A 12,715-nucleotide genomic window follows, 5' to 3' on the forward strand; every position below is an offset into this window, starting at 1 on the left:
ATCCCTCTCTCATAGAGAGAGGGAGGGGCCCGCCGCCACGGGCGGTGGGAGGGTGAGAGGTTTCACCGCTGGCCGAAAGAATCTCGATCTTTTCGGACGGCAGCGAGTGTTCAGTTTCGAAGCCCTTGTTCGACGCGGCGGCCAAGGCTCGTCGCCTGAGCCATGTTCTGAGAGAGTGTACCCTCTCACCCTCCCACCGCTTCGCGGCGGGCCCCTCCCTCTCTCCATGAGAGAGGGATTTTCGCGGTAGGCTTGGCTTGGAAACCTACACCCGAAGACTCGCCGCCAGCCTCCGCACCCTGCCCTCCGCGCGCGGCTGGGTCTTCTGTGCGATCGTCTCGGTGGCCACCCTGGCGCTGATGGCCGCGATCGGCTTCACCACCGGCTTCTACACGCTCCAGCCCGCCGAGCCCGGCCTGCCCCTGCGGATGCTGGTGGTGTTCTTCATCCCGGCCCTGGGCGAGGAGATCCCGTTCCGGGGCCTGCTGACGCCCGGTCCCGAAGAGACCCAGCGCCCCCGGCTGGAGGTCGCCGTCTCCACTGTCCTCTACACGCTCTGGCACGTGGTCGAGGCGCTGACCTTCCTGAAATCGGCGGCCGGCGTGTTCCTGCGGCCCGACTTCCTGCTGTGCTGCGCGGTGCTGGGCCTGGGCTGCGCGGTGATGAAGCGCCGGACCGGCTCGCTCTGGCCGGCGGTGATCCTGCACTGGGCCCTGGTGGTGATCTGGCAGACCTGGCTGGGCGGGATCAGCGCCCTCTCGCCATAGAAAAAGCCCGTCCGGTCAGGGGGTGACCGAACGGGCTCTCTTGTCGAAGCGCGGCCAGAGGGACGGAGCGGACGCGCTCCGAAAGCCTTAACTCCGCTTAGGCGCGGTAGACGTAGGCGCTGGAGACGTAGCCGACGCCGACGCCGTCCTGGCCAACCAGGATCCACTTGCCGTCACCGGTGCGGCCCAGGGCCTGGAAGGTCGTGCCCGACTCCACGGCGCCCAGACGTTCGCCCCGGGTCGAGGCGGCGGCGCGCAGGTTCAGGGTCGAGCGGGCGACGTACTTCTTCTCGATCTTGACCAGCGGCGCGGCCTGGACGGTCTGGGCGTAGCGATAGCCGCCCGACTTGTAGATGCCGCCGACTTCCTTGGCCGCGTCGCTCTTCTGCATGCCGCAGCCGACCGCCGAACCGGCGCCCGCGCCGACCACGGCGCCGATGGCGGTGCCCGTACCCCGGTCGCCCTTGCCGGCGATCTTGTTGCCGGCGACGGCGCCCAGCAGGCCGCCCAGAACCGCGCCGACTTCCTGCTTGGAGCCCGAGGCCTTGCAGCCGACGACGCCGGCGCTGGCTTGCGGCGCGGCGACCAGGGTCAGGGCCGAGGCGGCCGCGCCCAGGGTCAGGGTGATGGTCTTGATCTTGGTGCTGATGGTCATGGTCATGGTCGTAATCCTTCGTCCCAGTGAATGTGTCCGAGGCCGTCTCGACCTCGTGAGACGCAACATGCCAGGGCCAAGCTGAACGGTGTCGACGACCCGACTGACAGAGTTCGTTCATGTTGAAGAAAGTTGGGGGGAGGCCTCCCTGCTCCCTCTCCCCTTGCGGGAGAGGGTGGCCCGCGCAGCGGGTCGGGTGAGGGGTTGAAGGACAGATCCGCCGCGATTAGCGGCCGATGCCGGGCGCCAGGCGGACAGGACTATCGACCCCTCATCCGACCGCCTTCGGCGGCCACCTTCTCCCGCAGGGGGAGAAGGAAGACTTCACGCCCCCAGCGCGTAAGGCCCGCTCTTTTCCAGCGCCGTCTTCCACGCCGGGCGCGCGTGCATGCGCTCGATCCAGGCGGCCATGTGCGGATAGTCGGCCAGCTTGCCCATGGCCCGGGCGACCTCGGGCACGAAGCTCATCTGGATGTCGGCCCCGGTCAGGGTCTCGCCGACGAAGACCTCCCGGCCGGCCAGGTGATCGTTGACGAATGACAGGTGGTTGCCGATCTCGCTCTGGATGCGCGGGTGCAGCGGCGCGCCGGCCTCGCCCAGACGGCCGACATACATGTTGAGCATCAACGGCAGCATGGCCGAGCCCTCGGCATAGTGCAGCCATTGCTGATAGCGGTCGAAGTCGGCGCTGGCCGGACCGGGGGCCAGGCGACCCTCGCCATGGCGGCGGATCACGTAGTCGATGATCGCGCCGGACTCGATGACGGTCAGGTCGCCCCCATTTGCTTGTTTGGCCACGATCACCGGCGACTTGCCCAGCGGATGGATCGCCGTCAGCGACGGCGGGGCCAGGCGGGTCTTCGGGTCGCGGGTGTGGAAGACGATCTCGTAGGGCAGGCCCAGCTCCTCCAGCAGCCATAGGATCCGCTGCGAGCGCGACTCATTGAGGTGATGGACCGTGAGCATGTTTCTTCCCTGATTTTTGAATTTATGCTGCGCTGCGACATTGCTCGCAGGTGCGAAATGAGCCACGGTGAAAGAAAACAACTGTTTGGCTCAAAGCGCCACTTGCGAATGGGGAGCAAGCCATGACCGACACGGTCAGCCAGGACACGACCGAGACTCTCATCCTGCCGGGCCTGACCGGCCTGCTGCGCGAGGCGGCGGACTCCGCGAGCCTGTTCGTGGCCGAGGCCAAGCCGCAGGTGCTGGCCCATATCGCCGGCGCGAACGGCAAGGTCGATCGCAAGCTGGCCGACCTCCACCAGCACCGCGTCCACGGCTATGGCTGGTACGCGGCCTATGCCGAGCTGATGAACCAGGTCGCCGGCTGGGCCGAGCGACTGCAGGCCGAGGGCCGGTTCGGCGAGATCGAGGCCCTGCTGGCCCAGCTGCTGTTCTCCGAATACGCCGCCCAGCTGATCGGCGGCGTGCCGATGAACCAGGGCGAGATCGTCCGCCCGGCGCACCTGATCGAGGACCGGGCGGTGATGAACCGCCTGTTCTCGAACGGCATCATGAAGCTGATGGTCGAGGGCGGCACGCAAGCCGTGAAGACCCGCATCGCCCAGCGCCTGGCCGAGGCGCGCGGCCGGCCGACCCTGGAGCACACCGGCCTCGACGAGACGTTCGAGATGGTCCGCGACCAGTTCCACGCCTTCGCTGAGGAGAAGGTCACCCCCTTCGCCCACGAGTGGCACCTGAAGGACCAGCTGATCCCGATCGAACTGGTCGAGGAGCTGGGCGCGCTGGGCGTGTTCGGCCTGACCATCCCGGAGGAATATGGCGGCTCCGGCATGGGCAAGACCGCCATGTGCGTGGTCTCCGAGGAGCTGTCGCGGGCCTGGATCGGCGTCGGATCCCTCGCCACCCGCTCGGAGATCGCCGGCGAGCTGATCCTGACCGGCGGCACCGAGGCCCAGAAGGAATACTGGCTGCCCCGCATCGCCAGCGCCGAGATTCTACCGACCGCCGTCTTCACCGAGCCGAACACCGGCAGCGACCTCGGGTCCTTGCGCACCCGCGCCGTGCTCGATGGCGACCAGTATGTGGTGACCGGGAACAAGACCTGGATCACCCACGCCGCCCGCGCCGACGTCATGACCTTGCTGGTCCGCACCGAGCCGGCCACCACCGACTATCGCGGCCTGTCGATGCTGCTGGCCCCCAAGCCGCGCGGCGTGGAGGGGAACGACTTCCCGGCGCAGGGCATGGGCGGCGGCGAGATCGGGGTGATCGGCTATCGCGGCATGAAGGAGTACGAGCTGGCCTTCGACGGCTTCACCGTGCCAGCCGAAAACCTGCTGGGCGGCGTGCCGGGCCAGGGCTTCAAGCAGCTGATGGCGACGTTCGAGAGCGCCCGCATCCAGACCGCCGCCCGCGCCGTCGGCGTGGCCCAGGCGGCGCTGGAGACCGGCCTGGCCTACGCCCTGGACCGTCAGCAGTTCGGCCAGGCGATCTTCGAATTCCCGCGCGTGGCCAACAAGCTGGCGATGATGGCCGCCGAGATCATGGGCGTGCGCCAGCTGACCTACTACGCCGCCCGCCAGAAGGACGAGGGCAAGCGCTGCGACCTCGAGGCCGGCATGGCCAAGCTGATCGCCGCCCGCGTCGCCTGGGCGGCGGCCGACAACGCCTTGCAGATCCACGGCGGCAACGGCTTCGCCATGGAATACGTGGCCAGCCGCCTGCTGGCCGACGCCCGGATCCTCAACATCTTCGAGGGGGCCGGCGAGATCCAGGCCCAGGTGATCGCGAGACGGTTGCTGGACGAGGGGAACTGAGGGCGTCAACTCTGAGACCACCTTCGTGACATCCTACCTACGTGCCATGGTTCCCTCGATGCGGAGGGCAACATGACAGAAGAGGCTTTCGCGAAGGGTTTGGGTTTTCTGACTACCTGCGTCGGAGCCTTCATGGCCATGGGCTCGTCCTTTCTCGCGGATATCGGCGGCGAGTCCTACCCAGGCGACAAGGCGACCTGGGACGGAACAACCGACGAGGAGCAAGCTCATCGGACGAAATCTCGCTGGGCAAAGACGTGGGCAAGGCGGCTTTATTTTTGGGGCTGCCCGCTCACAATCATCGGAGCTTTGATCGCGTGGCTAGCCGGTTGATTGCCGCCCCCAAAAGCGCGCCCTCTCCCATAGGGAGAGGGTTGGGGTGAGGGGTTACGGCGGCTGACGGAGCGCCGGCACGCCGTCAACCTCGTAACTCCTCATCCTCCCATCGCTTCGCGACGGGCCCCTCCTCTCTCTACGAGAGAGGGGCGATATTTGCGGCCTTGTCCGCATACCAAGCATCAGCATAGCGTGCGAGCTCCCAACAAGGACGCTTCCATGCTCGCCACGACCCGCCGCGCCGCCCTCCTCTCGGCTTTCGCGACAACCGGCCTGGCGGCGTTCGGGAATAAAGCCTTCGCCCAAGAGACCGGCGCGGTCGGGGCGGCCGTCGACCAGTACGCGCAGGCGGTCATGGCCGCCTTCCCCGACCAGCCGGGCCTGGGGATCACGGTCGTCGAGAACGGCAAGGTCACCCTGGCCAAGGGCTACGGCGTCAAGAAACTCGGGACCCAGGACCGCTGCGACGAGAACACCGTCTTCGGCATCGCCTCGAACACCAAGGCCATGACCGCGGCCCTGATCGCCATGCTGGTCGAGGAGGGCAAGGTCGAGTGGGACGCGCCGGTCACCAAATACCTGCCGTCGTTCCAGATGAGCGACCCGGTCGTCACCAAGCTAATGACCGTCCGCGACCTGCTGGTCCACCGCAGCGGCCTGACCCTGGGGGCCGGCGACCTGATGATCTGGCCGGCCCCGACCCACACCCGGGCCGAGATCGTCGCGGGTCTGAAATACCTGCCGATCGGCGGCCAGTTCCGCGGCGGCTACGCCTATGACAACGTGCTCTACGTCGCCGCCGGGGCGCTGATCGAGGCGGTGACCGGCCAGAAGTGGGAAACGGTGATCAAGGCCCGGATCTTCGATCCCCTTGGCATGACCAGCACCGTCTCCAGCCCCGCCCTGGTCGACCGCGCCCGCCGCGCCGAGCCGCATGCCCGCCTGGGTCCGCCGGTGCGCGGCCTCGGCCCGCAGACCGTCCTGCCGTTCGACGCCAGCTTCGACGCGGCCGGTCCGGCCGGCGGGGTCAATTCCACGCCCAAGGACATCGCCAAGTGGATGCAGGTGCAGCTGGCCCTGGGCATGCTGCCCGACGCCCGCCGCCTGTGGAGCGAGCCCACGGCCCGCGAGATGTGGAAGCCCCAGACCATCACCACCTCGACCGAGGGTCCGACCGACGAGAATCCGGTCCGCCCCTCGATCCAGGCCTACGCCCTGGGCTGGTTCGTTCAGGATCATCGGGGCGAAAGGCTGCTGTGGCACACCGGCGGCCTGGCCGGCTTCATCTCGTACACCGGCCTGCTGCCGGGCCGCCGGTCCGGGATCATGGTGATGACCAACGCCGAGGAGACGCCGGTGCTGCGCTCCCTGCGCTACGGCGGGCCCGACCGACTGYAGGGGCGCAGCGACTTCGACTGGATCGCCTCCAGCAAGCGGGTCCAGGCCGAGGCCGACGCCAACACGATCAAGGACGCCGCCAAGTCGACCACCCCCAGCAGCGGCGCCAAGCCCAGCCTGCCGCTGGCCGCCTATGCCGGCGTCTATCGCGACCCCTGGTACGGGACGGTGACGATCACGGTCGTCGGAAAAGGCAAGACGCAGTCGCTGCACGTCTCGTTCGACAAGACCCCCGCCCTGCGCGGCAAGCTCGACCCGTTCGACGGCGAGACCTTCAAGACCACCTTCGACGACCGCACCCAGGAGGACGCCTTCTTCACGTTCGACCTGAAGGACGGCAAGGTGGTGTCGACCCTGGTCAAGGCCGTTTCGCCGCTGGCCGACTTCAGTTTCGACTATCAGGATCTGCGCCTGATCAAGGAAAGCTAGACCGCACCGAAAATCCGGGAACCCGCATTCAACAGTCGCGTTCAGAAAACAGTTTGGGGTGGGTCTGTCTGGGTGAGGGCTGCTGAGCTCGGCCCCATCCTGATGTCGCCCCGAGGGGCGCAGTTGGGGGAAGCTGGGCATGCAAGGCGTTCTGGAACGGGCCTCGGGCCGCGAGCTCGACGGGCATCAATTGCTGGCGGCGCTGCGGGCGTTCCGGCGCGGCGACTTCTCGGTTCGCCTGCCCACGGATCTGAGCGGCCTCGACGGCGAGCTGGCCGAGGCGTTCAACGACGCGGTCGACCTGAACGACCGGCTCTCCAAGGAATTCGAGCGGCTGCGCGACGTGGTCGGCCGGCAGGGCAAGATCAACCAGCGGGCCCAGCTGCCCGGCGCGGTGGGGGCCTGGGCCGACAGCGTCGAGGCCGTCAACAGCCTGATCACCGACATGGTCCACCCGACCGCCGAAATGGCCCGGGTGATCGGCGCCGTGGCCAACGGCGACCTCTCCCAGACCATGGACCTGGCGAACGAGGACCGCCCCCTGCGCGGCGAGTTCCTGCGCATGGGCAAGGTCGTCAACACCATGGTGGACCAGCTGAACTCGTTCAGCTCGGAAGTCACCCGCGTGGCCCGCGAAGTCGGCACCGAGGGCAAGCTGGGCGGCCAGGCCCAGGTCAAGGGCGTGACCGGCGCCTGGAAGGACCTCACCGACAACGTCAACCTGATGGCCGCCAACCTGACCGGTCAGGTGCGGAACATCGCCGAGGTGACCACCGCCGTCGCCAACGGCGACCTTTCGCGCAAGATCACCGTCGACGTGAAGGGCGAGGTGCTGGAGCTGAAGAACACCATCAACACCATGGTGGACCAGCTCAACAGCTTCGCCTCGGAAGTCACCCGCGTGGCCCGCGAGGTGGGTACGGAAGGCAAGCTGGGCGGCCAGGCCAACGTCAAGGGCGTGGCCGGCACGTGGAAGGAGCTGACCGACAACGTCAACCTGATGGCCGGCAACCTGACCGGCCAGGTGCGCAACATCGCCGAAGTCACCACCGCCGTGGCCCGCGGCGACTTGTCCAAGAAGATCACCGTCGACGTGCGCGGCGAGATCCTGGAGCTGAAGGACACCATCAACGTCATGGTGGACCAGCTGAACGCCTTCGCCTCGGAAGTGACGCGGGTGGCGCGGGAAGTCGGCACCGAGGGCAAGCTGGGCGGCCAGGCGCGAGTCGAGGGCGTCACCGGGGCCTGGAAGGACCTGACCGACAACGTCAACTTCATGGCCGCCAACCTGACGGGTCAGGTGCGGAACATCGCCGAGGTGACCACCGCCGTGGCCATGGGCGACTTGTCCAAGAAGATCACCGTCGACGTGAAGGGCGAGATCCTCGAGCTGAAGTCGACCATCAACATCATGGTCGACCAGCTCAACGCCTTCGCCTCGGAAGTGACCCGCGTGGCGCGCGAGGTCGGCACCGAAGGCAAGCTGGGCGGCCAGGCCAACGTCACCGGGGTCGGCGGCACCTGGAAGGAGCTGACCGACAACGTCAACCTGATGGCCGGCAACCTGACCGGCCAGGTCCGCAACATCGCCGAGGTGACCACCGCCGTCGCCACCGGCGACTTGTCCAAGAAGATCACCGTCGACGTGAAGGGCGAGATCCTCGAGCTGAAGAACACCATCAACGTCATGGTGGACCAGCTGAACTCGTTCTCGTCGGAAGTGACCCGCGTGGCGCGGGAAGTCGGCACCGAGGGCAAGCTGGGCGGTCAGGCCCAGGTCAAGGGCGTGACCGGGGCCTGGAAGGACCTGACCGACAACGTCAACTTCATGGCCGCCAACCTGACCGGCCAAGTGCGGAACATCGCCGACGTCACCACCGCCGTGGCCAACGGCGACCTCAGCAAGAAGATCACCGTCGACGTGAAGGGCGAGATCCTCGAGCTGAAGAACACCATCAACACCATGGTGGACCAGCTGAACGCCTTCGCCTCGGAAGTGACCCGCGTGGCGCGCGAAGTCGGCACCGAAGGCAAGCTGGGCGGCCAGGCGCAGGTGAAGGGGGTCGGCGGCACCTGGAAAGAGCTGACCGACAACGTCAACCTGATGGCCGGCAATCTGACGGGCCAGGTCCGTAACATCGCCGAGGTGACCACCGCCGTGGCCATGGGCGATCTGTCCAAGAAAATCACCGTCGACGTGAAGGGCGAGATCCTCGAGCTGAAGAACACCATCAACGTCATGGTCGATCAGCTGAACTCGTTCAGCTCGGAAGTGACGCGGGTGGCGCGGGAAGTCGGCACCGAAGGCAAGCTGGGCGGCCAGGCCCAGGTCAAGGGCGTCGCCGGCACCTGGAAGGACCTGACCGACAACGTCAACTTCATGGCCGCCAACCTGACCGGCCAGGTCCGCAACATCGCCGACGTGACCACCGCCGTCGCCAAGGGCGACCTTTCCAAGAAGATCACCGTCGACGTGAAGGGCGAGATCCTGGAGCTGAAGTCGACCATCAACGTCATGGTCGATCAGCTGAACGGCTTCGCCTCGGAAGTGACCCGGGTGGCGCGGGAAGTCGGCACCGAAGGCAAGCTGGGCGGCCAGGCCCAGGTGCCCGGCGTGGCCGGCACCTGGAAGGACCTGACCGACAACGTCAACATGATGGCCGCCAACCTGACCGGCCAGGTGCGCAACATCGCCGACGTCGTCACCGCCGTCGCCCAGGGCAATCTGAAGCGCAAGCTGACCCTGGACGCCAAGGGCGAGATCGCCTCGCTGGCCGACACCATCAACGGCATGATCGAGACCCTGGCTACCTTCGCCGACCAGGTGACCAACGTGGCCCGCGAGGTGGGTTCGGAAGGCAAGCTGGGCGGCCAGGCGCGGGTGCCTGGGGCCGCCGGCCTGTGGCGCGACCTGACCGACAACGTCAACGAACTGGCCGCCAACCTGACCACCCAGGTCCGCGCCATCGCCGAGGTGTCGACGGCCGTGACCAAGGGCGACCTGACCCGCTCGATCACCGTCGAGGCCTCGGGCGAAGTCGCGGCCCTGAAGGACAACATCAACGAGATGATCCGCAATCTGAAGGATCAGACTCTGAAGAACACCGAGCAGGACTGGCTGAAGACCAACCTGGCCCGGTTCAGCCGCATGCTGCAGGGCGAGCGCGACCTGTCGACGGTGTCCAACCTCGTCCTGTCCGAGCTGGCCCCGCTGATCAACGCCCAGCACGGGGTGTTCTACGTCTCCGACACCGACGAGAGCGGCAAGGCCATGCTGACCCTGGCGGCCAGCTACGCCGGCAACCGCCGCAAGCCGCCGGCCGCCCAGCTGCGCCTGCGCGAAGGCCTGATCGGCCAGTGCGCGGCCGAGAAGGAGCGCATCCTGCTGACCAACGTCCCCAAGGACTACGTCAAGGTCAGCTCGGGCCTGGGCGAGAGCGCCCCGCGCAGCATCATCGTCCTGCCCGCCCTGTTCGAAGGCGAGCTGAAGGCGGTGATCGAGCTGGCCAGCTTCGGCGAGTTCAACGAGACCCAGCAGGCCTTCCTGGACCAGCTGATGGAATCGATCGGCATCGTGCTGTCGACCATCGCCGCCAACATGCGGACCGAAGGCCTGCTCGAGCAGTCGCAGCTGCTGACCGCCGAACTCCAGGCCCAGCAGGGCGAGCTGAAGAAGACCAACGACCGCCTGGAACTGCAGGCCGCCTCGCTCCGCCAGTCGGAAGAGCTGCTGCGCTCCAAGCAGGAGGAACTGCAGCAGACCAACGCCGAGCTGGAAGACAAGGCGATGCTGCTGTCGGCCCAGAACAAGCAGGTGGAAGCCAAGAACACCGAGGTCGAACAGGCCAAGGCGGCGCTGGAGGAAAAGGCCGAGCAGCTGGCCCTGACCTCGAAGTACAAGTCCGAGTTCCTGGCCAATATGAGCCACGAACTGCGCACGCCGCTGAACAGCCTGCTGATCCTCTCCAAGATGCTCAGCGAGAACGCGCAAGGCAATCTGAGCGACAAGCAGGTCGAGTTCGCCCGCAACATCCACAGCGCCGGCGCCGACCTGTTGGGCCTGATCAACGACATCCTCGACCTGTCCAAGATCGAGAGCGGCACGGTCACCCTGGACATCGGGCAGATGCCGTTCGCGGCCCTGCGTGACCAGACCCAGCGCACCTTCGCCCAGCTGGCCCAGGACAAGAAGCTGGACTTCCTGATCGAGATCGATCCGGCCCTGCCGCCAGCCATGTACACCGACGACAAGCGCCTGCAGCAGGTGATCAAGAACCTGCTGTCGAACGCCTTCAAGTTCACGCAGCAAGGTTCGGTCAAGCTGGCCGTGCGCCGCGCCGAGTCCGGCTGGGCGCTGGGCAACGACCACCTGAACAAGGCCGGCCAGGTGCTGGCCTTCGAGGTCGAGGACACCGGCATCGGCATCCCCGAGGACAAGCAGCGGATCATCTTCGAGGCCTTCCAGCAGGCCGACGGCACCACCAGCCGCAAGTACGGCGGCACGGGCCTGGGCCTGTCGATCAGCCGCGAGATCACCCGCCTGCTGGGCGGCGAGCTGAAGGTGGTCTCGACGCCCGGTGTCGGCAGCACCTTCACCCTCTATCTGCCGCTGAACTTCAGTCCGACCGCCCAGCAGCAGCCGACCATGCCCGCGCCGCGCGCGCCCAGCAGCTCGGCGACCTTCACCTTCTCGACCGCCGACGCCCCGTCGTACGAGCCGGCCGAGACGGTGGTGGACGACCGCGAGTCGATCTCGCCCAACGACGCCACCGTGCTGATCGTCGAGGATGATCCGCGCTTCGCCTCGATCCTGCTGGCCCTGGCCCGCGACAGCGGCTTCAAGGGCGTGGTCACGGCCGAAGGCTCCAGCGTCCCGTCCCTGGCCCGCCGCTTCGCGCCGGAGGCCATCCTGCTGGACGTCGGCCTGCCCGACATGGACGGCCTGGCCCTGCTGGACCTGCTCAAGCGCACGCCCGAGACCCGGCACATCCCGGTGCAGGTGATCTCGGCCGACGACCGCGGCGGCCTGTCCCTGTCGATGGGCGCCCTGGGCTTCACCAGCAAGCCGGTCGAGCAGGAGGCGGTGGTCTCCACCCTGGACCGCGTCCGCCGGCTGGCCGACCAGCCCGAGCGCACGCCGATCCTGGTCGGCGGCGATCCCGAGACCGCCGAGTTGCTGACCTCGGTGTTCGGCGCCGCGCGGACCGAGACCGGCCTCAACGCCCTGCCCGCAGAGGCCTTCACCGGCGAGCAGGGCTGCCTGGTCGTGGCGGTTCGGAGCGGAACGGTCGGCCACACGCTGGACCTGCTGCGTCAGCACGGTGCGGTGTCGGGTTCGACGGTGCTCTACGCGCCGGGCGACCTGGACGCCGAGGACGAACGCCGCCTGCGCCTGGCCGTCTTCACCGGCGCGGCGCGGCTGGCCCGCACCGGCGAGCAGCTGATCGACCACGTCGCCCTGGTCCAGCACGCCCCGTTCGAGCGCCTGCCCGACACGGCCCGCGCCATGCTGACCCGAACCCGCCACGCCGACACGGTGCTGATGGGACGGACGGCGGTAGTCATCGACGACGACATCCGCAACATCTTCTCGCTGGCAAGCGCCCTTGAGGAGTACGGCATCGAGCTGCGCTACGCCGAGAGCGGCCGCGCGGGGCTGGAGCTGCTGGACAGTCTGCCGTCGGTCGACATGGTCCTGGTCGACATCATGATGCCCGACATGGACGGCTACGAGACCATGCGTGAGATCCGCGCGCGCGGCCGCTTCGCCGACCTACCGGTGGTGGCCGTCACCGCCAAGGCCATGAAGGGCGACCGGCAGAAGTGCATCCAGGCCGGCGCCTCGGACTATGTGTCCAAGCCCGTCGACCTGGACCAGCTGATCTCGGTGCTGCGGGTCTCGGTGCAGCGCGCCGACGCCCGCCGCCTGGCCGGCGACAATATCATCAACCTGTCCAGCGTGGCCCAGTGACGACCATGTCGACACCCGCGGTCCAGTTCCCGCCCGAGCCTGTCCCGATCCATCGACCTCGGGCCAAGGTGCTGATCGTCGACGACGACGAGCGCAACGCCTTCGCCGCCAGCCAGGCGCTGGAGTCGCTGGGCCAGGAGCTGGTCGTCGCCCGCTCGGGCCCCGAGGCGCTGCGCCGGCTGCTGACCGACGACTTCGCGGTCATCCTGCTGGACCTGCACATGCCCGACATGGACGGGTACGAGACGGCCGCCCTGATCCGCGAGCGCCGCCGCACGCGCGACGTGCCGATCGTCTTCCTGACCGCCGTGTTCCGCGACGAGGGCCACATCTTCAAGGCCTATTCGGCCGGCGCCGTCGACGTGGTGTTCAAGCC

Annotated in this window: 8 protein-coding genes and 1 pseudogene; 7 read left to right on the plus strand and 2 right to left on the minus strand. The window is 67.6% G+C overall.

The features are described 5' to 3' along the window. Positions 1-257 precede the first annotated feature (257 nt). On the plus strand, positions 258-767 hold the full coding sequence (locus tag AC1DSO_RS23035) for a CPBP family glutamic-type intramembrane protease (protein ID WP_477071033.1): 510 nt from the start codon (positions 258-260) through the stop codon (positions 765-767). 97 nt (positions 768-864) lie between these two features. Here the strand turns inward: AC1DSO_RS23035 and AC1DSO_RS23040 are convergent, their stop codons facing one another. Further along, the gene (locus AC1DSO_RS23040) at positions 865-1,428 is read right to left on the minus strand and encodes an SH3 domain-containing protein (RefSeq protein ID WP_477071034.1); all 564 of its coding nucleotides are present in this window, start codon (positions 1,426-1,428) and stop codon (positions 865-867) included. A 318-nt stretch (positions 1,429-1,746) separates the two neighbouring features. After that, positions 1,747-2,388, minus strand: coding sequence for a glutathione S-transferase family protein (locus AC1DSO_RS23045; protein ID WP_477071035.1), 642 nt, complete (start codon positions 2,386-2,388; stop codon positions 1,747-1,749). Between the two features lie 122 nt (positions 2,389-2,510). Between AC1DSO_RS23045 and AC1DSO_RS23050 the strand changes: the two genes are divergently transcribed. The 6 genes and pseudogenes from AC1DSO_RS23050 to AC1DSO_RS23075 all read left to right on the plus strand — a co-directional run. Beyond that, positions 2,511-4,205 carry an acyl-CoA dehydrogenase family protein gene (locus AC1DSO_RS23050; RefSeq protein ID WP_477071036.1) on the plus strand — a complete coding sequence of 565 codons (1,695 nt, stop codon included), beginning with the start codon at positions 2,511-2,513 and terminating at the stop codon, positions 4,203-4,205. Positions 4,206-4,277: 72 nt separating this feature from the next. After that, positions 4,278-4,538 (plus strand): hypothetical protein, encoded by a 261-nt coding sequence (locus AC1DSO_RS23055; RefSeq protein WP_477071037.1) that lies wholly within the window; start codon positions 4,278-4,280, stop codon positions 4,536-4,538. A gap of 46 nt (positions 4,539-4,584) precedes the next feature. Next, positions 4,585-4,673, plus strand: a pseudogene (locus AC1DSO_RS23060) (hypothetical protein); the annotation flags it as partial. A gap of 87 nt (positions 4,674-4,760) precedes the next feature. Then, the gene (locus tag AC1DSO_RS23065) at positions 4,761-6,368 is read left to right on the plus strand and encodes a serine hydrolase (protein WP_477071040.1); all 1,608 of its coding nucleotides are present in this window, start codon (positions 4,761-4,763) and stop codon (positions 6,366-6,368) included. Positions 6,369-6,507: 139 nt separating this feature from the next. Beyond that, positions 6,508-12,339 carry a HAMP domain-containing protein gene (locus AC1DSO_RS23070; RefSeq protein WP_477071038.1) on the plus strand — a complete coding sequence of 1,944 codons (5,832 nt, stop codon included), beginning with the start codon at positions 6,508-6,510 and terminating at the stop codon, positions 12,337-12,339. Between the two features lie 5 nt (positions 12,340-12,344). Beyond that, positions 12,345-12,715: response regulator (locus AC1DSO_RS23075; protein WP_477071039.1), on the plus strand; the 371-nt coding region annotated here is incomplete at its 3' end.

The sequence above is a fragment of the Caulobacter sp. P4_E5 genome (assembly GCF_056401555.1).